The 20,205-nt window shown below is 73.1% G+C and carries 22 protein-coding genes and 1 tRNA gene; 18 read left to right on the top strand and 5 right to left on the bottom strand.

Features of this window, described 5'->3' with window-relative positions; genetic code table 11:
• The first annotated feature begins 65 nt into the window (after positions 1–65).
• Both AB0883_RS10100 and AB0883_RS10095 read left to right on the top strand, forming a co-directional pair.
• On the top strand, positions 66–521 hold the full coding sequence (locus AB0883_RS10100) for a DUF4383 domain-containing protein (RefSeq protein WP_366640896.1): 456 nt from the start codon (positions 66–68) through the stop codon (positions 519–521).
• A gap of 234 nt (positions 522–755) precedes the next feature.
• Entirely contained in the window at positions 756–1,232 is a 477-nt protein-coding gene (locus AB0883_RS10095) for a DUF4383 domain-containing protein (protein ID WP_121396693.1), read from the top strand.
• Between the two features lie 12 nt (positions 1,233–1,244).
• On the opposite strand, the gene AB0883_RS10090 is transcribed toward AB0883_RS10095, so the two are convergent.
• Complete coding sequence (locus tag AB0883_RS10090) at positions 1,245–1,934, bottom strand: TetR/AcrR family transcriptional regulator (protein ID WP_366640895.1); 690 nt, start codon at positions 1,932–1,934, stop codon at positions 1,245–1,247.
• Between the two features lie 227 nt (positions 1,935–2,161).
• Positions 2,162–3,118, bottom strand: coding sequence for an acyl-CoA desaturase (locus AB0883_RS10085; protein ID WP_366640894.1), 957 nt, complete (start codon positions 3,116–3,118; stop codon positions 2,162–2,164).
• Between the two features lie 133 nt (positions 3,119–3,251).
• Here AB0883_RS10085 and AB0883_RS10080 point away from each other — a divergent pair, with 133 nt between their 5' ends.
• The 9 genes from AB0883_RS10080 (at position 3,252) to AB0883_RS10040 (ending at position 11,956) form a co-directional block, all read left to right on the top strand.
• Positions 3,252–4,118 carry a helix-turn-helix domain-containing protein gene (locus tag AB0883_RS10080; protein WP_366640893.1) on the top strand — a complete coding sequence of 289 codons (867 nt, stop codon included), beginning with the start codon at positions 3,252–3,254 and terminating at the stop codon, positions 4,116–4,118.
• A gap of 7 nt (positions 4,119–4,125) precedes the next feature.
• Positions 4,126–4,197: transfer RNA gene (locus tag AB0883_RS10075), tRNA-Gln, on the top strand.
• A 63-nt stretch (positions 4,198–4,260) separates the two neighbouring features.
• Positions 4,261–5,838 (top strand): bifunctional UDP-N-acetylglucosamine diphosphorylase/glucosamine-1-phosphate N-acetyltransferase GlmU, encoded by a 1,578-nt coding sequence (glmU, locus tag AB0883_RS10070; protein ID WP_366640892.1) that lies wholly within the window; start codon positions 4,261–4,263, stop codon positions 5,836–5,838.
• Positions 5,839–5,893: 55 nt separating this feature from the next.
• Positions 5,894–6,874, top strand: a complete 981-nt coding sequence (locus AB0883_RS10065; protein ID WP_121396689.1) for a ribose-phosphate diphosphokinase — start codon at positions 5,894–5,896, stop codon at positions 6,872–6,874.
• A gap of 441 nt (positions 6,875–7,315) precedes the next feature.
• Positions 7,316–8,005, top strand: coding sequence for a 50S ribosomal protein L25/general stress protein Ctc (locus AB0883_RS10060; RefSeq protein WP_366640891.1), 690 nt, complete (start codon positions 7,316–7,318; stop codon positions 8,003–8,005).
• A 105-nt stretch (positions 8,006–8,110) separates the two neighbouring features.
• A complete protein-coding gene (gene pth / locus AB0883_RS10055) occupies positions 8,111–8,701 on the top strand; it encodes an aminoacyl-tRNA hydrolase (RefSeq protein WP_366641701.1) in 591 nt (196 codons plus the stop codon).
• 125 nt (positions 8,702–8,826) lie between these two features.
• Entirely contained in the window at positions 8,827–9,660 is an 834-nt protein-coding gene (locus AB0883_RS10050; RefSeq protein ID WP_366640890.1) for a 3'(2'),5'-bisphosphate nucleotidase CysQ, read from the top strand.
• A gap of 80 nt (positions 9,661–9,740) precedes the next feature.
• Positions 9,741–10,652, top strand: a complete 912-nt coding sequence (cysD, locus tag AB0883_RS10045) for a sulfate adenylyltransferase subunit CysD (protein ID WP_121396686.1) — start codon at positions 9,741–9,743, stop codon at positions 10,650–10,652.
• Positions 10,652–11,956, top strand: a complete 1,305-nt coding sequence (locus AB0883_RS10040; protein ID WP_366640889.1) for a GTP-binding protein — start codon at positions 10,652–10,654, stop codon at positions 11,954–11,956. Before cysD ends, AB0883_RS10040 begins: the two co-directional genes overlap by 1 nt.
• Positions 11,957–11,989: 33 nt before the next feature.
• Here the strand turns inward: AB0883_RS10040 and galK are convergent, their stop codons facing one another.
• Both galK and galE read right to left on the bottom strand, forming a co-directional pair.
• Entirely contained in the window at positions 11,990–13,150 is a 1,161-nt protein-coding gene (gene galK / locus AB0883_RS10035; RefSeq protein ID WP_366640888.1) for a galactokinase, read from the bottom strand.
• Positions 13,147–14,130 (bottom strand): UDP-glucose 4-epimerase GalE, encoded by a 984-nt coding sequence (gene galE / locus AB0883_RS10030; RefSeq protein ID WP_366640887.1) that lies wholly within the window; start codon positions 14,128–14,130, stop codon positions 13,147–13,149. The genes galK and galE overlap by 4 nt, the downstream gene beginning before the upstream one ends.
• 265 nt (positions 14,131–14,395) lie before the next feature.
• Here galE and AB0883_RS10025 point away from each other — a divergent pair, with 265 nt between their 5' ends.
• The 7 genes from AB0883_RS10025 to AB0883_RS09995 all read left to right on the top strand — a co-directional run bounded on the left by AB0883_RS10025 (position 14,396) and on the right by AB0883_RS09995 (position 19,686).
• On the top strand, positions 14,396–15,331 hold the full coding sequence (locus AB0883_RS10025) for a hemolysin family protein (protein WP_366641700.1): 936 nt from the start codon (positions 14,396–14,398) through the stop codon (positions 15,329–15,331).
• 33 nt (positions 15,332–15,364) lie between these two features.
• Positions 15,365–16,390 carry a tryptophan--tRNA ligase gene (gene trpS, locus AB0883_RS10020; protein ID WP_366640886.1) on the top strand — a complete coding sequence of 342 codons (1,026 nt, stop codon included), beginning with the start codon at positions 15,365–15,367 and terminating at the stop codon, positions 16,388–16,390.
• 46 nt (positions 16,391–16,436) lie between these two features.
• The gene (locus AB0883_RS10015) at positions 16,437–16,994 is read left to right on the top strand and encodes a 2'-5' RNA ligase family protein (protein ID WP_366640885.1); all 558 of its coding nucleotides are present in this window, start codon (positions 16,437–16,439) and stop codon (positions 16,992–16,994) included.
• A 158-nt stretch (positions 16,995–17,152) separates the two neighbouring features.
• Positions 17,153–18,076: a YihY/virulence factor BrkB family protein gene (locus AB0883_RS10010; protein ID WP_366640884.1), complete on the top strand. Its 924-nt coding sequence runs from the start codon at positions 17,153–17,155 to the stop codon at positions 18,074–18,076.
• A gap of 14 nt (positions 18,077–18,090) precedes the next feature.
• Positions 18,091–18,459: a GntR family transcriptional regulator gene (locus AB0883_RS10005; protein WP_366640883.1), complete on the top strand. Its 369-nt coding sequence runs from the start codon at positions 18,091–18,093 to the stop codon at positions 18,457–18,459.
• Positions 18,460–18,508: 49 nt separating this feature from the next.
• The gene (locus AB0883_RS10000; protein WP_366640882.1) at positions 18,509–19,150 is read left to right on the top strand and encodes an SRPBCC domain-containing protein; all 642 of its coding nucleotides are present in this window, start codon (positions 18,509–18,511) and stop codon (positions 19,148–19,150) included.
• Between the two features lie 95 nt (positions 19,151–19,245).
• Positions 19,246–19,686, top strand: a complete 441-nt coding sequence (locus AB0883_RS09995) for a hypothetical protein (RefSeq protein WP_366640881.1) — start codon at positions 19,246–19,248, stop codon at positions 19,684–19,686.
• Positions 19,687–19,725: 39 nt separating this feature from the next.
• Here the strand turns inward: AB0883_RS09995 and AB0883_RS09990 are convergent, their stop codons facing one another.
• On the bottom strand, positions 19,726–20,097 hold the full coding sequence (locus tag AB0883_RS09990) for a VOC family protein (protein WP_366640880.1): 372 nt from the start codon (positions 20,095–20,097) through the stop codon (positions 19,726–19,728).
• Positions 20,098–20,205: the final 108 nt, after the last annotated feature.

Here is a 20,205-nt window from a genome sequence, read left to right as displayed (position 1 = left end):
TCACACCTCGGGGTGCGGGACAATCGTCGGCGACCCCTCACCCGAACGGCGTTGGAGACTCAGACATGGCCCACACCCCCGTCAACCACCCCGCGCGGCCGGTCTACCGGGCGATCGGCGGGCTGACCGGTCTGTACCTGGTGGCCTTCGGCGTGCTCGGCATCATCGCGAGCGCCGGCAACGAGGCCCTCGCCCAGGATGACACCCAGGTCCTCGGCCAGGGCACGAACCTCGGTTTCTCGCTGCTCAGCGCCCTGCTGGGGGCCGCGGTGCTGGCCGGCACCGCGATCGGCCGCAACATCGACGTCATGATCAACCAGTGGCTGGCGTACGCCCTCATGGTGATCAGCCTCGCCGGCCTCGCCTTCATCCAGACCGAGGCCAACATCTTCAACTTCAGCATCTTCACCGTCATCGCGCTGATGGTGGTCAGCCTGGTCCTGCTGATGGTCGGCATGTACGGCAAGGTCGGCTCGGACGAGGAGCAGGAGGCCTGGCAGAAGGCCCGCCTCGTGCTCTGAGTGGTTTGGTGGGTTTTCGCCGGAGCCCGACCCGCTCCGGGCGGTCAGGCTTGATCCCTGCACGGGTCGGGCTCCGGCGAAGACCGACGTGGTCCCGCTCCGTCCGGCCGTTGCGGCCCGGTGGGGTGGGATCTTTTCGTTCCGCCGTTGTCGGCTGCGCCTTGAGCGGTTTGGCGGACGGATGACCTCCTCCGAGGGACAATCGGGATGAATGTCCTGATTGGTGGAGGGGTCATGCCGCACTTTCCCGTGAACCATCCGGCGCGTCCGGTCTACCGGGTCCTCGCCGGCCTGGTGGGGCTCTACATCCTGGTCTTCGGGGTCTGGGGCGTCGCCCTGACGGCCGGCGACCCGCTCTTCGACCGGGGCGACAACTGGGCCCTCGGGCTCCGCACCAACCTGGCCTTCTCGCTGGCCTCCGTCGCCTTCGGGATCGTGCTCATCGTCGGGGCGTCACGGCGCGGCAACCTCGGCCACTACATGAACCTGACCGCCGGGGTCGTCTTCCTGGTCACCAGCATCCTCATGATGGCCGTGCTCCAGACCGAGGCCAACTTCCTCAACTTCTCGATGTCCACGGTCATCGTGTCGATGCTCTTCGGCCTGCTCCTGCTCGGCACCGGCCTGTACGACAAGGTCGGCACCGACGAGCACGCCGAGGAGGAACGGCGGCTGCGGCACCACCCGGTCTCCGAGGCCCACGGCCGCTGACCGACGTCAGGGTCAGCGCCCCCGCACCGTGATCAGGCTCGGCTTCGCCTCCAGGTGCGACAGCCCGCTCCAGGCCAGGTTGACCAGGTGCGCCGCCACCGTCTCCTTGCGCGGCTTGCGCACCTCCAGCCACCAGCGGCCGGTCAGCGCCACCATCCCCACCAGCGCCTGCGAGTAGAGCTCGGCCAGCTTCGGGTCGTAGCCCCGGCTGGAGAACTCGGCGCCCAGGATGTGCTCCACCTGGTGCGCCACGTCGTTCATCACGCTGCTGAAGTTGCCCGCCGCCGACAGCACCGGCGACTCCCGTACCAGCACCCGGAAACCGCTGGTCTCCTCCTCGATGTACGTCAGCAGGGCCAGCGCCGCCTGCTCCAGCAACTCGCGCGGGTGCCCGGCGGTCAGGGCCGTGGTGATCCGGTCCAGCAGGGCGCGGACCTCCCGGTCCACGACCACCGCGTAGAGCCCCTCCTTGCCGCCGAAGTGCTCGTAGACCACCGGCTTGGAGACCTTCGCGCGGGCCGCCACCTCCTCGATTGAGGTGGCGTCGAAGCCGCGCTCGGCGAAGATCTGCCGGGCGATCGAGATCAGCTGCTCCCGGCGCTGGGCCGCCGACATGCGTACGCGTGAGGAGGGTTTGAGGGCCGCGGCGGGAACCGCCCGCCGCCGGCCGGTCGTGCCGTCGCTGCCAGGAACATCCGCCATGTCTCGTCACTCCGCCGGCGCTCGGTGACGCCCTGTCGTCCGATGGTGCCGCCGCCGTGCTGGGTCACGTCGCCCCTCGCCGGTCGTCGGTCGGGTGGCGCCGCCGCCCCCTGCGACCGTATCCGCGTCGGGCCCCGCCCCCGTGCCGCCGGACCGCCCGGCGCCGCACCCGCTTCGCTCGGTCACCCGGCCATCCTGCCAGGCGACCTCCACGCCCACTGCCCGCTCTACCGCCCGGTGGCCGGTTCGACGAGCTTCGCCGCGATGCGCTCGGGCTTCGGCCAGCGCACGTCCCACGCCGCGCCGAGCTTCTCGAACAGCCAGATCACCCGGGCCGAGATGTCCACCTGGCCGCGCAGTACGCCGTGCCGGGCGCTGGTCGGGTCGGCGTGGTGCAGGTTGTGCCAGCTCTCGCCGAACGACACGATCGCCAGCGGCCAGAAGTTCGACGCGCGGTCGCCCTGGCGCATCGCGAAGGGCCGCTCCCCGTAGACGTGGCATACCGAGTTGATGGACCAGGTCACGTGGTGCAGGAGCGCGATGCGCACCAGGCCGGCCCAGAAGAGCGCGGACAGCGCTCCCCGCCACGACCAGGTGAGCAGGCCGCCCATCAGCGCGGGGCCGAGCACCGAGACCACCACCAGCAGCGGAAACAGCCGGTCCACCCGGTTGATGTCCCGGTCGGCGAGCAGGTCCGGGGCGAACCGCTTCCGGTTGGACAGCTCGCGGCCGAAGAGCCAGCCGACGTGCGCGTGGAACAGGCCCTTCGCCAGGCCGCGGACGCTCTCCCCGAACCGCCACGGCGAGTGCGGGTCGCCCTCCAGGTCGGAGAAGGCGTGGTGACGCCGGTGGTCGGCCACCCACTGGATGATCTCGCCCTGCACCGCGAGCGAGCCGGACACCGCCAGCGCGATCCGCAGCCAGCGCTTCGCCTTGAACGACCCGTGCGTGAAGTACCGGTGGTAGCCGACCGTGATGCCCAGCCCGGAGACCACGTACCAGAACCCGGCGACGGCCGCGTCGGTCCAGCTCAGCCAGCCACCCCAGGCGACCGGTACGGCGGCGAGGAGGGCCAGGAAGGGGATCACCACGAACGCCCAGAGGGCGATGAGGATGCCCCGCGACTGGGTGCCCTGGGTGAGGGGCTTCGGGCCGGCGGTCGGGTCGAGGGACGTGGCGGACATGGCACCTCGCAGAGGGACGCGATGATCACGAAGCTACGCCTACGTCACCGTAACTTAGGTTCCTCGCGTTCGCACGGGACAGCGTCGGAGATGAATGCCTGGAGTGTCGTACGTCCGTTCTAAATTGCTGCTCATGACCGATCCGATCGCCGACGAGGTGCGGCGGCTGCGCACCGCCGAGCAGCTCTCCGTCCGGGAGATCCGGGCGCGCACCGGGCTCGGCCGCAACCGCGTCCGCGAGTTGCTCCGGGGCGTCCCGGCGCCCGAGCGGTCCCGTCGACCCAACGCCAAGGACGATCTCAGGGCGGCGGCGGTCGAGCTGCGCGCCGAGGGGCACTCCGTCAACGACATCGCCCGTCAGCTCGGCGTGGCGAAGTCGACCGCCTACCAGTGGGTCCGGCACCTGCCGTTGACCGAGGACGGGCCGGGCGCCGAGCGCCGCCGGGCCCATGCGGCGCTGATGACCGAGGCGCGGTGGGCGGCGCACCGCGAGGCCCGGGACGCGGCCCGGGACGCGGAGCGCGAGCGGGCGGCCGGCCTGGTCGGGTCCCTCGCCGACCGGGATCTCCTGCTCCTCGGTGCGGCGGTCTACTGGTGTGAGGGGACGAAGTCGAAGCCGTGGCGGCGCGACGACCGCCTCCAGTTCGTCAACAGCGATCCGGGGCTGCTCGCGCTCTTCCTGCGTTTCCTCGAGGTGTGCGGGATCGATCGGGCCGTCCCCGGCTATCGCGTCAGCATTCACGAGACGGCCGACCTCGACGCGGCGGTGAAATGGTGGGTGCGGAGACTCGACCTGCCGGTCGAGCGTTTCCAGCGCGCCAATCTCAAGAAACACCGTGCGGCCACGGTGCGACGCAACGTCGGGGACGACTATCGTGGCTGCCTGGTGATCACCGTGCCCCGCAGCCGCGAGCTCTACTGGCGGATCGAAGGTATGATCGCCGAGCTGTTCCAGACCGTCGGGCAACGCGAACCGGAATTGACGGCAAGCGAAGCTTGACATTTTATGGGGTGTGGGGTAACGGCAACCCGCAGGCCTTTGGAGCCTTGAGCTCCTGGTTCGAATCCAGGCACCCCAGCTCACACCGCATCTCCCGGCATTCCTGTGGCCGTGCCGAACGGCGGCTCGCCGTCTGGTTAGCATGGCCGCGAGACTGTTCGCCGTCCCGACGGGAGCCCTTGTCGTGTCCCAGCCCCACCTCCGCACCGTTGTCGTGCTCGCCGCCGGTGAGGGCAAGCGGATGAAGTCGGCGCTGCCCAAGGTGCTGCACCCGCTGCTCGGCCGTACCCTCGTCGGCCACGTGCTCGCCGCCGCCGCGCCGCTGGCCGCGGACCGCACCGTGGTCGTGGTGGGCCACGGCGCCGACCAGGTCCGCGCGCACCTCGCCGAGATCGCCCCCGACGCCACCCCGGTGCTCCAGGCCGAGCAGCTCGGCACCGGGCACGCCGTCCGGATCGCGCTGGACGCCGCGCCGGAGGCCACCGGCACCGTGGTCGTCATCAACGGCGACGTGCCGCTGCTGCGCCCGGAGACGGTGGCCGCGCTCGTGGAGGCGCACGAGGGCGCGGGCGCGGCGGCGACCGTGCTCGCGGCCGAGGTGCCCGACCCGACCGGCCTGGGCCGGATCGTGCGCGACGCCGACGGGCGGCTCGAGCAGATCGTCGAGGAGCGCGACGCGACCGGGGCGCAGCGGGCGATCCGGGAGATCAACGCCGGCATCTACGCGTTCGACGCCGCCCGGCTGCGCGACGCGCTGGGCAAGCTGTCGACCGACAACGACCAGGGCGAGGAGTACCTGACCGACGTCTTCGCCCTGCTGGGCTCGGCCGGCGAGCCGGTGGCGGTGCACGTGGCGGCGGACCACGTGGAGACGCTGGGCTGCAACGACCGGGTCGAGCTGGCCGCCCTGCGCCGGCTGCTACGCGACCGGGTCAACGAGGCGTGGATGCGTACCGGGGTCAGCCTGCTCGACCCGGACACCACCTGGATCGACGTGACGGTCGCGCTGGACCGGGACGCCGTGGTCGACCAGAACACCCAGCTGCGCGGCGGCACGGTGGTCGGCACGGGCGCCGTGGTCGGGCCGGACGTCACGCTGATCGACACCGTCGTCGGCCCGGGCGCCACGGTGCTGCGCAGCCACGCGGTGGGCGCGGAAGTCGGTCCGGGCGCCAGCGTCGGGCCGTACGCGTACCTGCGGCCGGACGCCCGGCTGGCCGAGAAGGCCAAGGTCGGCACGTTCGTCGAGGTGAAGAACTCGGAGGTGGGTGCGGGCGCGAAGGTGCCGCACCTGTCGTACGTGGGGGACGCGACGATCGGCGCGAAGGCGAACATCGGCGCGGCGACGATCTTCGTGAACTACGACGGGGTGAACAAGCACCGCACCACGGTCGGCGAGGCCGCGTTCATCGGCTGCGACACGAGCCTCATCGCGCCCGTCGAGGTGGGCGCCGGGGCGTACGTGGCGGCGGGCAGCGCGATCACGCAGGACGTGCCGCCGGGTGCGCTCGGGGTGACCCGTGCGCCGCAGCGCAGCATCGACGGCTGGGTGGCTCGCAAGCGGGCCGGTACGGCCTCGGCGGAGGCGGCGGCGCGGGCCCGGGCGGCCGATGAGGATGCGTCGGCGCCGGGATCCCGGGCAAGTGAAGGTGAGGCAATCCACGGGGATGCCGAGCCGGTCAGGTCGGCCTCGGGCGCGGGGGATACTGCAACCGAATAGTCCCCGGTCCACCACCACCGCCGGGTACCACCGACCAACGGGAGCAGACGGGCCCATGGGCAGCATCGTCGCCGAAAACCGCAAGAGCCTGATGCTTTTTTCCGGACGTGGCTTTCCGGAGTTGGCCAAGGAGATCGGTGAGGTGCTCGGCGTCGCGCCGACGCCGGCCGACGCGTACGAGTTCGCCAACGGTGAGATCTTCGTACGGTTCAAGGACTCGGTGCGCGGTTCGGACGCCTTCGTGGTGCAGTCCGTCACGCACGGGGTCAACACGTGGGTCATGGAGACCCTCATCATGATCGACGCGCTGAAGCGCGGTTCGGCCAAGCGGATCACCGTGGTCCTGCCGTTCTACCCGTACGCCCGGCAGGACAAGAAGCACCGTGGCCGGGAGCCGATCTCGGCCCGCCTGGTGGCGGACCTGCTGAAGACGGCCGGGGCGAACCGGATCCTCACCGTCGACCTGCACACCGCGCAGATCCAGGGCTTCTTCGACGGCCCCGTCGACCACCTCTTCGCGATGGACATCCTCGCCGAGTACGTCGAGCACAAGTACGCCGGCCGCCCGATGACGGTGGTCGCGCCGGACTCGGGCCGGGTGCGGGTGGCGGAGCGGTGGACGGACCGGTTGGGTGGCTGCCCGCTGGCGTTCATCCACAAGACCCGGGACCCGCTCAAGCCGAACCAGGTCGTGGCGAACCGGGTGGTCGGTGAGGTCGAGGGGCGGGTCTGCCTGATCGTCGACGACATGATCGACACGGGCGGCACGATCTGCAAGGCGGCGGACATCCTCCGGGAGTCCGGCGCGGCGGACGTCATCGTCGCCTCGACCCACGCGCTGCTCTCCGACCCGGCGACCGAGCGGCTGAAGAACAGCCCGATCAGCGAGGTCGTGGTGACCAACACGCTGCCGCTGCCGCCGGAGAAGCAGCTCGACAAGATCACCGTGTTGTCGATCGCGCCACTGCTGGCGCGGGCGATCCGCGAGGTCTTCGACGACGGCTCGGTGACCACCCTCTTCGGCGGCCTGAGCTGACCGTCTGACGCCGGGCCGGGCGGGCACCGCCCCCGGTCCGGCGTCGGCCGCCCCGGCGGCGGCGTCGCCGCGCCGATCGGCAGCCGGCGCGGAGGCCGGCACCGGCGGCACCTCCGGCGGCGGCGCGCGACGCCCGGCGGCGGTGTCGCCGGGGACGGCGAGGCGGCGGGCAGGTCCCGGTCGGCGCGGGCCCGGATCGCCCTGCGGGCCTGCGGGAACGGTGATAAGGGGACTGCCGGAACGCGCGGAATCAGCTCGGGTAGACTGGTGCGGTTGCCACGGCGAGGGTGCCCGGCGGGCCGCTGAGAAGCGCCGCACGGAGGCACCGTCATCGACGCGGTGCTCCGGGCAGTCGTTCTCGACGCATGAGCCCCAGCGAGCCCCTCGCCCCAGCACCGCCAGTCGACAAGCCGCCGCAGCGAAAGCATCAGGAGTTTCCCCGTGTCCGAGGTAAAGATCAGCGCCGAGCCCCGTACCGAGTTCGGCAAGGGTGGTGCCCGTCGTACCCGCCGGGCCGGCAAGGTGCCCGCCGTGCTTTACGGCCACGGCGAGAAGCCCAAGCACATCGCGCTGCCGTCCCGCGAGTTCGCCGCCGCGATCCGCAAGGGCGGCGCCAACCAGCTCTTCGCGATCGAGGTCAGCGACGGCACCCAGGTGCTGGCGCTGCCGAAGGCGATCCAGCGTGACCCGATCAAGGACACCTTCGAGCACGTGGACCTGCTGCTGGTCCGCCGGGGCGAGAAGGTCACCGTCGAGGTCCCGGTCCAGCTGACCGGCGAGGCCGCGAAGGACACCCTGATCGTGCACGACCACGACACCCTGTCGGTCACCGCCGACGCCACCAAGGTGCCGGACCACCTGGAGGCCTCGATCGAGGGCCTGGAGGCCGGCACGCAGGTCACCGCCGCCGACGTGGAGCTGCCGGCCGGCGTCGAGCTGGCCGCCGACGCGGAGCAGACCGTCGCCTCGGTGACCGCCGCGCCGACCGCCGAGCAGCTCGAGGCCACCCTCCCCGAGGTCGAGGAGGCCGCCGAGGAGGCCGAGGCCGGTGTCGGCGAGGAGACCGCCGAGGGCGCCGAGGCCCCGGCCGCCGAGGGCGAGGAGAACGCCGAGGCCAAGACCGAGGCCTGATCGGTTCGCATCGTCGTGACAGGCGTCCCCGCGCGGTCGGGGGCGCCTGTCGGCGTATCGGTGTCCGGGCGGATGAGCGTGGGCGAGCAGCGGGAGGGGCGGGGCGTGACGGACGAGGCGGGGCCGTGGCTGGTGGTCGGCCTGGGCAACCCGGGTCGGGAGTACGCCGGCAACCGGCACAACGTCGGCTTCATGGTGGCCGACCTGCTGGCGGGCCGGCTCGGTGCGAAGTTCGGCCGGCACAAGCGCGCGGTGGCGGAGGTCGCCGAGGGGCGGCTCGGGTTCGGCGGGCCGAAGCTGGTGCTGGTCAAGCCGCTGACGTACATGAACCTCTCCGGCGGGCCGGTGACCGGCCTGGCCCAGTTCCACAAGGTGCCGCCGGGCCGGGTGGTCGCGGTGCACGACGAGCTGGACATCGGCTACGGCCAGCTGCGGGTGAAGTGCGGCGGTGGCGAGGGCGGGCACAACGGCCTGCGGTCGATGTCGAAGTCGCTGGGCACGAAGGAGTACGTCCGGGTGCGGTTCGGCATCGGTCGGCCGCCGGGGCGGCAGGACCCGGCGGACTACGTACTGTCGGATTTCGGCGCGGCGGAGCGCAAGGAGCTGGAGTTCCTGGTGGACCGGGCCGCGGACGTGGTGGAGTCGGTGATCACCAGGGGCGTGGAGCCGACGCAGAACCTCTACCACGGGGTGTGAGCGCCGGGTCGGGTGCCGGAGGCCGGTAGTCTTCGCCTTTCGGCGCGACGCGACCGTGGGGGCGGGGCGTCGGCGGCGGCGGCGTGCCGGGCGTGGAGCACGGCGAGGCGACGGGAGCAGGAGTCATGGGCAGTCCTCCGATGGTCGACGGCGCTTTCGCCCGGTGGCTGGCGGCGCGGGCCGGTCAGGCGCTGCTGGCCCTGCGGTCCGAGATGGGCTTCGCCGACGCGGGGGCGTTGAAGTCGGCGGGCGACAAGGTCTCGCACGACCTGATCCGCACCGAGCTGGCGAAGTGGCGGCCGGGTGACGCGGTCCTCTCCGAGGAGGACGAGGGTTCGCGGCTGGCGTGGGCGGCGGAGGTGAACGCCGAGGCGGTGTCCCGGCTGACCGCCGACCGGGTGTGGATCATCGACCCGCTGGACGGCACGCGGGAGTTCTCCGAGGAGGGCCGTTCGGACTGGGCGGTGCACGTGGCGCTCTGGGCGCGCAACGCGCCGACGCCGCACGGGCTGGTGGCGGGCGCGGTGGGGCTGCCGGCGCAGCAGCGGGTGCTGGGTACCGACTATCCGCCGGCGTACCCGCCGCTGACCCCGGAGGCGGCGGCGGCCCCCGGCGGGCGGACGATCCGCCTGGCGGCGAGCCGGAGCCGGCCGCCGGTGTTCCTGACCGACCTGGCGGAGGACGTCGGGGCGCACCTGGTGCCGATGGGCTCGGCCGGGGCGAAGATCGCCGCGGTGGTCACCGGCGAGGTGGACGCCTACATCCACGCGGGCGGCCAGTACGAGTGGGACTCGGCCGCGCCGGTCGCTGTGGCGACGGCCACCGGGCTGCACGCTTCCCGGATCGACGGTTCTGCGCTGAGATACAACGAGGCGGATCCGCGCCTGCCGGACCTGCTGGTCTGCCGCAAGGATCTCGCCAGTCGGTTGCTTGCAGCGTTGCAGCGTCATTCCGGGTAGCCTGAGCGGCACTTCTTGGCATGCCCGACCGGAAAGGTCTGGAATACGATGAGCGGATTCGAGCGAAGCGAGCCCGTGTCATGACCGCCCCCGCCGCCTACCAGGTGTCGCACCTCGACGCGCTGGAGGCCGAGAGCATCTTCGTGATGCGCGAGGTGGTCGCCGAGATGGAGCGGCCGGTGCTGCTCTTCTCGGGCGGCAAGGACTCGATCGTGATGCTCCGGCTGGCCCAGAAGGCGTTCGCCCCGGCCAACATCCCGTTCCCGGTCATGCACGTGGACACCGGGCACAACTTCCCCGAGGTCCTGGAATACCGGGACCAGCGGGTCGCCGAGCTGGGGCTGCAACTGGTGGTGGCGAGCGTGCCGGAGGCGCTGGCCAGCGGGCTGGTGCGGGAGTCGGCCGACGGGATGCGCAACCGGATCCAGACGCCGGTGCTGCTGGAGGCGGTGGAGAAGCACCGGTTCGACGCGCTCTTCGGCGGCGCCCGGCGCGACGAGGAGAAGGCCCGCGCCAAGGAGCGGGTGTTCAGCTTCCGCGACGAGTTCGGCCAGTGGGACCCGAAGAACCAGCGCCCGGAGCTGTGGTCGCTCTACAACGGCCGCCACCACCCGGGCGAGTCGATCCGGGTCTTCCCGCTGTCCAACTGGACCGAGCTGGACGTCTGGCACTACATCGCCCGCGAGCGCATCGCCCTGCCGTCGATCTACTACGCCCACGAGCGCGAGGTCGTCGAGCGCGACGGGATGCTCTACGCGGTCAACGAGTTCTTCCGTCCCCGGGCGGGCGAGGACCGGTTCAAGGCGCGGGTGCGCTACCGGACGGTGGGCGACGCGTCCTGCACGGCGGCGGTCCGTTCCGACGCCGACACGGTCGAGAAGGTCATCGAGGAGGTCGCCGCCACCCGGATCACCGAGCGCGGCGCGACCCGGGGCGACGACCGGGTCAGCGAGGCCGCCATGGAGGACCGCAAGCGGGAGGGCTACTTCTGATGACCACCGAGACCGTCGCGCCCGCGGCCACCGAGACGCCCGGCAGGCCGATGGACCTGCTGCGCTTCGCCACCGCCGGCAGCGTCGACGACGGCAAGTCGACCCTGATCGGCCGGCTGCTCTACGACACGAAGTCGCTCTTCACCGACCAGCTCGCCGCCGTGGAGGCGGTCAGCGCCGCCCGGGGCGACGAGTACACCAACCTGGCGCTGCTCACCGACGGCCTGCGGGCCGAGCGCGAGCAGGGCATCACCATCGACGTGGCGTACCGCTACTTCGCCACCCCCCGGCGGAAGTTCATCATCGCGGACACCCCGGGGCACATCCAGTACACCCGGAACATGGTCACCGGGGCGTCGACGGCCGACCTGGCGCTGATCCTGGTGGACGCCCGCAAGGGCCTGGTCGAGCAGTCCCGCCGGCACGCGTTCCTCTGCTCGCTGCTGCGGGTGCCGCACCTGGTCCTCTGCGTCAACAAGATGGACCTGGTCGACTGGTCGCAGGAGGTCTTCGAGCGGATCGCGGACGAGTTCACCGCGTTCGCCGCGAAGCTCGACGTGCCCGACCTGACGGTGGTGCCGATCTCGGCGCTGCGCGGCGACAACATCGTCTCCCGGTCGGAGAACATGCCCTGGTACGAGGGCCCGTCGCTGCTGCACCACTTGGAGCGGGTGCACATCGCCAGCGACCGCAACCTGGTCGACGTCCGGTTCCCGGTGCAGTACGTGATCCGCCCGCAGTCGACCACCGTCACCGACTACCGGGGCTACGCCGGCCAGGTCGCCTCCGGCGTGCTCAAGCCGGGCGACGAGGTGATGGTGCTGCCGTCCGGGTTCACCAGCCGGATCGCCGCCGTGGAGACCGCCGACGGGCCGGTCGCGGAGGCGTTCCCGCCGATGTCGGTGACCGTACGCCTGGAAGACGAGATCGACATCTCCCGGGGCGACATGATCTGCCGTCCGAACAACGCCCCGGCGGTGTCCCAGGACATCGAGGCGATGGTGTGCTGGATGGACGAGACCCGTCCGCTCCAGGTCGGCGGCAGGTACGCGATCAAGCACACCACCCGCGCGGCGCGGGCGATCGTGCGCGGGCTGCACTACCGGCTGGACGTCAACTCGCTGCACCGCGACGAGTCCGCCGACGGGCTCAGGCTCAACGAGATCGGCCGGGTGCGGTTGCGGACCACCGTGCCGCTGCTCGCGGACGAGTACCGCCGCAACCGCACCACCGGCGGCTTCGTGATCATCGACGAGGCCACCAACCGTACGGTCGGCGCGGGGATGATCGTCGAGGCGCAGTGACCCCCACGGTGGGCGGGTGACCGCCCACCGTGGTCAGTCCAGCCGGGTCGCGCCCGGGCCGGGCAGGACGGTGACGTGGCCGGGCGCGGCGAAGCCCCGCTCGGCGTACGCGGCCGTGACGGCGGCGGCGACCGCCTCGGCCCGCTCCGCGTCGACGAGGGCGAGGACGCAGCCGCCGAAGCCGCCGCCGGTCATCCGCGCACCGAGCGCCCCGGCGGCCAGGGCCGCCTCGACGGCCGTGTCGATCTCCGGGACGGTGATCTCGAAGTCGTCCCGCATCGAGGCGTGCGAGGCGGTCAGCAGCGGGCCGATCTCGCGTGCCCGCCCGGCGCGCAGCAGCGCGACGGTGTCGAGCACCCGCTGGTTCTCGGTGACGACGTGCCGTACCCGGCGGCGGGTCTCGTCCTCGTCGAGTCGGGCGAGGGCGGCGGCCAGCCCGTCGGCCGGGACGTCCCGCAGCGCCGCGACGCCGAGCAGCCCGGCCGCCCGCTCGCAGGAGGCGCGGCGGGCGGCGTACTCGCCGTCGGCGTGCCGGTGCGGGGCCCGGCTGTCGACGACCAGCACGGCGAGGCCGGCGGCGTCCAGGTCGAAGGGGACCTGCTCGACGGACTCGTCGCGGCAGTCCAGGAAGAGCGCGTGCCCGGCGCGGCACCGGATCACCGCCGACTGGTCCATGATCCCGGTCGGCGCGCCCACGTAGTCGTTCTCCGCGCGCTGGGCCAGCCGGGGCCGCCGCTCGGCGGGCAGGTCCAGCCCGCCCAGGTCGACCAGGGCGGCCAGCACGGCGGCCTCCAGCGCGGCCGAGGAGGACAGCCCGGCGCCCAGCGGCACGTCGGAGGCGATCGCCAGGCGCGCGCCGGGCACCGCGTGCCCCGCCTCCCGCAGCGCCCAGACGACCCCCGCCACGTAGGCCCCCCAGCCGTCGACGCGGCCGGGCCCGGCCAGCTCGTCGGCGCCGAAGGTGACCGTCTCGCCGGTGAGTTCCGAGCAGACCGTCCAGGTGTCGCCGGGCTGCGGGGCAGCTGCCACCACCGTGCGCAGCGGCAGGGCGAAGGGGAGCACGAAGCCGTCGTTGTAGTCGGTGTGCTCGCCGATGAGGTTCGCCCGCCCGGGAGCCGCCCAGCGGCCGGCGGGCGGCTCGCCGTACGCCGAACGGAAGCCGGCGGCGGCGCGGGTCGCGACGTCGTCGGTCATCGCGGTCCCACGACGTGCGTGCGGTAGAAGGCCCAGGCGTCGGCGACGATGTCGGGCAGGGTCGGCTTCTGCGGCACCCAGCCCAGCTCCTCGCGGGCGAGCGCGGACGACGCGACCAGCTCGGCGGGATCGCCCTCGCGGCGCGGCGCCACCTCGACGGGCACGGGGTGCCCGGTGACCTCGCGGACCACGTCGACCACCTGCCGGTTGGTGAAGCCGTTGCCGTTGCCCAGGTTGTAGATCCTGTGCCGGCCGGCGGTCGCGGCGTCGAGCGCCAGCAGGTGGGCGCGGGCCAGGTCGGCGACGTGGATGTAGTCGCGCACGCAGGTGCCGTCGACGGTCGGGTAGTCGTCGCCGAAGAGCTGGAGCTTCTCCCGCCGGCCGGCGGCCACCTCCAGCGCGATCGGGATCAGGTGGGTCTCGGGGTCGTGCCGCTCGCCGAGCGCGACGTCGCCGTCGAGGTACGCGCCGGCGACGTTGAAGTAGCGCAGCGAGACGGCGGCCAGGCCGTGCCCGATCGCCTCGGAGGTGAGGGCCATGTCGACGGCGAGTTTGGTGGCGCCGTACGTGTTGGTGGGGGCCTTGACCGCGGTCTCCGGGATCGGCAGCTCGGTCGGGTTGCCGTAGACGGCGGCGGTGGAGGAGAAGACGAGGCGGGGCACGCCGGCGGCCCGGACGGCGTCGATCAGGGCGATCGAGCTGACCGTGTTGCCGTGCCAGTAGAGCTCGGGCCTGGTCATCGACTCGCCGGCGGCGATCAGCGCGGCGAAGTGCAGCACCCCGTCGAAGCCCGCGCCGGGGGTGAGCACCCGCGCGGCGTCGTGGACGGGCGCGTCGACGTACGTCGCGTCGGGGGCGAGCGCCTCCCGGTGGCCGGTGCGCAGGTCGTCGAGCACCACCACCTCGTGGCCCGCGTCGAGCAGCATCCGGGTCACCACGCTGCCGATGAAGCCGGCGCCGCCGGTGACGAGCAGTTTCACGTCGGTCTCCTCCTGCCTGGCCGCCCGGTCGCGGCCCGTGTCGTGATCACCCTACGGCCGGTCGCGCGGGGACCGCCCTCCGTCGGCGACCTTGCCATTCCATCATGATTCCCCAACTTCGAACAGACCCGAACATGGGCAGCCTGCCGGCCCGGTGCTGTCTACCATCACTGTCATGCGGGAAGCGGGTGCTCCCGGGCTGCGGCGACGCGCCCGGAGCCGGCCACGCCGCGAGCCGGGGCCGCTGCCCCGGGCCGTCGCCCGGATGGTGGTGCGGGCCGCCGACGCCGCCACCCGTGCGGTGACGGCCCTGCTCGGCGCCAGCCCGGCGGCCGGCCGGGAGCGGATCAGCGAGGCGGAGCTGCGCGACCTGGTCGCCGCCAACACCGTGCTCGACCCGGTCGAGCGCCGGATCATCGACGAGGTGCTGGTCGCGGGCGCGAGCCTCGTCCGCGAGGTGATGATGCCGCGCACCGAGGTCGTCTTCCTCTCCGCCCGGCTCACCATCGCCGAGGCGGAGCGGCTGGTCCGGGCCGAGACGCACACCCGCTACCCGGTGGTCGACGGCACCCACGACGACGTGGTCGGCTTCGTGCACCTGCGCGACGTGCTGCTCCAGCCCGACCTCGACCCCCGGACCACCGTCGGCGAGCTGACCCGGGAGGTGAAGCGGCTGCCCGGCAGCAAACGGGTGCTCGCCGCGCTCAGCGAGATGCGCCGGGAACGCCACCACCTCGCCGTGGTGGTCGACGAGTACGGCGGCACCGCCGGCATCGTCACCCTGGAGGACCTGATCGAGGAGCTGATCGGGGAGATCCACGACGAGTACGACACCGCCCCCGACCCGGTGCACGCGGGCCTGCCCGCCGTGGTGGACGGCCGGCTCAACCTCGCCGACTTCGCCGAGCACACCGGCGTGAGCCTGCCGCCCGGCCCGTACGAGACCGTCGGCGGCTTCGTGATGGCCGCGCTGGGCCGGCTCCCGGTCGCCGGCGACGAGGTGCCGGTGACCGCCGGCCCGGCCGGCGTCGGCCGCGCGGAACCCGACGACCCCTCCGGCGGATGGCTGCTGCGGGTGCTCACGCTGGAGGGACGACGGGTGGCCCGGCTCACGGTCACCGCCGGGCGCCTGCCGGAGCCACGGCGCGAGGTCGCCGCTCCGACGCCGACGGGGCGGAGCCGACCCGCCGGCCCGTCATGACGCGCACCGGGTCTTGCTGACAGAATTGCCGCCATGTCCGACGTACCCGCCCGCCCCCGCGTCTTCTCCGGCATCCAGCCGACGGCCGACTCGTTCCACCTCGGCAACTACCTGGGCGCCGTGCGGCACTGGGTGGCGTTGCAGGACACCCACGACGCCTACTACTGCGTGGTCGACCTGCACGCGATCACCGCGGGGCACGACCCGAAGACGCTCGTGCAGCGCTCCCGGATGGCGGCCGCCCAGCTCTTCGCCGTCGGCCTCGACGCCGAGCGCAGCACGGTCTTCGTGCAGTCGCAGGTGCCCGAGCACTCGCAGCTCGCCTGGGTGCTGGGCTGCATCACCGGGTTCGGCGAGGCGAGCCGGATGACGCAGTTCAAGGACAAGTCGCAGAAGCAGGGCGGCGAGCGGGCGAGCGTCGGCCTGTTCACCTACCCGATCCTGCAGGCCGCCGACATCCTGCTCTACCAGGCCAACGCCGTGCCGGTGGGCGAGGACCAGCGCCAGCACCTGGAGCTCTCCCGCGACCTGGCCCAGCGGTTCAACTCGCTGTTCGGGCCGACCCTCACGGTGCCCGCGCCGCACATCGTCAAGGACACCGCGAAGATCACCGACCTCCAGGACCCGACGGCGAAGATGTCGAAGTCGTCCTCGTCGCCGGCCGGCATCGTGAACCTGCTGGACGACCCGGCCCGTTCGGCCAAGAAGATCCGTTCCGCGGTCACGGACACGGGGCGGGAGATCGTCTTCGACACCGAGACCAAGCCCGGCATCTCCAACCTGCTGACCATCTACTCGGCCCTGAGCGGGCGCAGCGTCGACGACCTGGTCGCCGCGTACGCCGGCAAGGGCTACGGCGACCTGAAGAAGGACCTCGGCGAGGTGGTGCGGGAGTTCGTCGGCCCGATCCAGGAGCGCACCCGGACCTACCTCGACGACCCGGCGCAGCTGGACAAGCTGCTCGTCGCCGGCGCGGAGAAGGCCCGCGCGTCCGCCGACGCGACGCTGCGCACCGTGTACGAGCGGGTGGGCTTCTTCCCGCCGGTGCGCGGCGAGTAGCGCCCCGGCGCGACGGGTGAGGGCGGACGGGCCGGTGGCCGGAGGGATGACGCACAGCGTGGATCGCAGGGACGGGGCGCCGGACGCCGGTGACACCATCGAGATCGGCATCGCGGTCGACATCCCGGAGCCGTGGGGCGGCACGCTCACCCGGCGGCGCGTCGAGGCCGGCGACCCCCGGGTCGTGCCCGCCCACGTGACCCTGCTCGGGCCGACCGAGATCCCGGTGGCGACGCTGCCGGCGGTGGAACGGCACCTCGGCGCGGTCGCCGCCGCCCACCTGCCGTTCACCCTGCACCTGCGGGGCACCGGCACGTTCCGGCCGGTGACCCAGGTCGTCTTCGTGGCCGTGGCCGCCGGGATCAGCGAGTGCGAGCTGCTCGCCGCCGCGATCAGGTCCGCCCCCGAGCTGCACCGCGAGACGCGCTTCCCGTACCACCCGCACGTCACCGTGGCGCAGGACGTCGCGCCGGAGGCACTGGACCGGGCCTACGAGGACCTGGCCGACTTCTCGGCCATGTTCGAGGTCGAGGCGTTCACCCTCTTCTCGCACAGCGGGCAGACCCGGTGGCAGCCGCGCCGGGACTTCCGGCTGGGCGGCTGAGCGGTCGCCCGGGTGCGCCACGAGCGCCACGGCGTCCACCGCGCCGACGCCGACCCACGCCGTACGACCGACGCCGACCCACCCCGCGTGGCCGCCGCCAGGCGCGGGCCGGCTGCCGGTTGCCCGCGCGGGGGCGGGAGATCGGCGAGGATGACGGCGTGAACGTGCTGGGCCGCATCGAGGCGGGCATCGACCGCCGGATCAGCGCCGCGCGCCGCCGGTGGGGCGTCGCCGACCACCTGTGGCGGGCCGGCGTGCTCTACACCGACGTGCTGGGCGGGCGGCTGGCCGCCGCGATCGCCTACTACGGCTTCTTCGCGGTCTTCGCGCTGGCGCTGGTCGGTTACTCGATCTTCGGGGCCATCCTGGAGGACAACGACGAGGTCAGCGCCGCCGCCGCGGACTTCCTCCGGGAGAACCTGCCGTTCCTCGACCCCGTGCAGATCGCCGACAGCAGCGGCACGGTCGGGGTGGTCGGCCTGATCATCCTGGGGTTCACCGGGATCGGCTGGGTGGAGGCGATCCGCTCCTCCCAGCGGCTCATGTACGGGCTCAACCAGCAACCGGGCAACCTGGTGGTCCGCCGTCTGGTCGACCTGGGCGTGCTGGTGGTCATCTTCGTGCTGCTCGGCGTCTCGGTGGCGGCGGTGGACGCCCTGGAGTCGCTGCTGCGCTTCCTGCTGCGCAGCACCGGCTCGGTCGGCCTGACCACGATCAGCGCGGTGCTCAGCGTGGTGGTCAACGCGGTGCTGGCCACCCTGCTGCTGGTGGCGGTGCCGAGGCTGCGGATGACCCGGTCCCGGCTGCGCCCGGTGGTGCTGCTGGTCGCGGTCGGCATCACGCTGCTGAACACCGTCGGGCGCTTCTACGTGGTGCGCACCGAGCGGAACCCGGCGTACACGGTGGTGGCGGGCGCCGTGGGCCTGCTGCTCTACCTCTACCTGCTCAACCAGCTGGTGCTCTTCGGCGCGGCGCTGGCCGCGACCAGCCCGCGCGGTCGGGTGGTGGACCTCGCGGAGGGCCCGGCGCCGGCCGACCTGGACTCGGACACGGATCCCGGCACCCCGGGCGGGGCCGGATGAGCGGGGGAGCGGGCGTGCGGATCTCGGTCGACCAGGCCTCGGCGGTGCCGCCGTACGAGCAGGTGCGCGGGCAACTCGCGGAGCTGATCGGGACGGGCCGGTTGGCGGTGGGCACCCGGCTGCCCACCGTCCGACGGTTCGCGGCCGACCTCGGGCTGGCGGCCAACACCGTGGCCCGGGCCTACCGGGAGCTGGAGGCGGCCGGTCTGCTGGAGACCCGCGGCCGGCACGGCACTTTCGTCGCACCCGGGCGCGATGATGCGACGGACCGGTTGCAGCGGGTGGCGGCCGACTACGCCGCCGAGGCCGCCCGGTTGGGCGTGCCGCCCGCGGCGGCGCTGGCCCTGGTCCGCGCGGCGTTGGACGCGACGCGACCGGGCTGACGCGCGGCGGCGCTCCGGCCGCCGCCGACGACAGCAGGAGGAGACACCGATGTCCGAGACGCACACCATCCCGGTCGAGACGGCGGTGTCCGCCCCCGCCGACCGGCTCTGGCGGGCCCTGACCGAGCCGGAGCAGGTGCGGCAGTGGTTCGGCTGGGACCACGAGGGCCTGGCCGACGAGATCCGCTTCATCTTCGTCGACCACGCCGAGCCCGCCCCGCCGGACCGGATAGCGCTGGCCGCCGGGCAGGAGCTCCAGCTCGTGGACGAGGGCGACCGGACGCTGCTGCGGCTGGCCGTCCCCGCGTCGGACGACGCCGGCGCGTGGGACGCGATCACGGAGGGCTGGCGGGCGTTCTTCGAGCAGCTGCGCTTCCTGCTGGAGCGGGCACCGGCGGGGCGGCGGCACACCGTGCACCTGACGGGCACCGCGACCGGGGCGCAGGCGCTCGCCGTGCTCGACGCGGCGGGCCCGACGCAGCGGTGGCACGACAGCCCGCGCCAGCGGATCGTGGTCGACGCCGAGGGCCGGCTGCTCGCCGTGGCCGCCGGCACGCCGCTGGGCGACGGTGCGGCCTCGCCGGTCAGCCTGACGGTCAGCGCCTACGGCCTGGACGATGCGGGGCTCGACCGCCTGCGCCGGGACTGGTCGGCCCGCTGGCAGGCCGCCGTCGGCGTTCCCGCCGCCTGACCGCCGACGGCGCGGCGGCATCCCGACAGCCACGGCGGCGGTGAATAGGGGCGAATGCCTCCCGGCGCCGCGGCGCGACGGACCATGATGGGCGCGTGGGCGCACTCGTGACACTGGACCTGCCGGACGACTCGCCGATGCTCGGCCTGCCGTGGATCATCACCTTCGGGCCGCTCGGCGACGCCGACGAGTGGGAGCCGGTGGTCTGCGGCCCCTACGAGCGGCCGCACGCCCTCGCGCTGGCCGAGGCGATCGTCGCCGAGGAGCAGCTGATGGCGGTGGTCGAGCCGCTGCTGCCCGCGGTCTCGGCCGAGGAGATCCGGGGCGAGATCGCCGCGGCGCAGGTCGCCGCCGAGGACGAGGCGGCGCAGCTCGACCAGGCCGACCTCTACGGCGACTTCGAGGACACCATCGACGAGGAACTGGAGGCGGCGGCCGAGGAGGCCGACCGGGCGCAGCCCCTCGCCCCGCCCACCGAGGCCGAGCTTCGGGCGGGCTTCGGGCGCATCGCCGCCAAGCTCACCGGCGGCGCCTGAGCTGGTCCGGGCGGAGCCGGGCCGCCCGGGCGGCGCAGGTCAGCGGCGGTGGGGCGACCGGTGCAGCACGCAGAACTCGTTGCCCTCGGGGTCGGCCAGCACCGTGAACCCCTCGTCGCCGCGCTGCCCCACGTCCGTGGGCCGGGCGCCGAGCCCGATCAACCGGCTCACCTCGTCCGCCGGATCGCCGTCGGCGACCACGTCCAGGTGCAGCCGGTTCTTTCCGCGCTTGGCCGTGCCGGAGCCCTGCAACCAGACGGTGGGAGCCCCGACCCGGTCGTCCGGGGGATGGAGCTTCGCGCTGCCGTCGCCGCCGGCGTCGACGGCGTAGCCGAGCGCCGCCGCCCAGAAGCCGGCCATCAGGTCGAGATCGACGACGTCGAGGGTGTACTGCGCGACGCGAACCACCATGGGCCCGTCGTACCCGCAGGGGCCGGGGGCGACACGTGCCCCGATGGACGCCGGCGCCGCCGGAGCGGACTCCGGTGGCGCCGGCGCCACCTCACCCCCCACCACAAG

Source organism: Micromonospora sp. NPDC047812, assembly GCF_040704175.1.
Classification (GTDB): domain Bacteria; phylum Actinomycetota; class Actinomycetes; order Mycobacteriales; family Micromonosporaceae; genus Micromonospora.
This window is presented reverse-complemented; position numbering and strand designations above follow the sequence as displayed.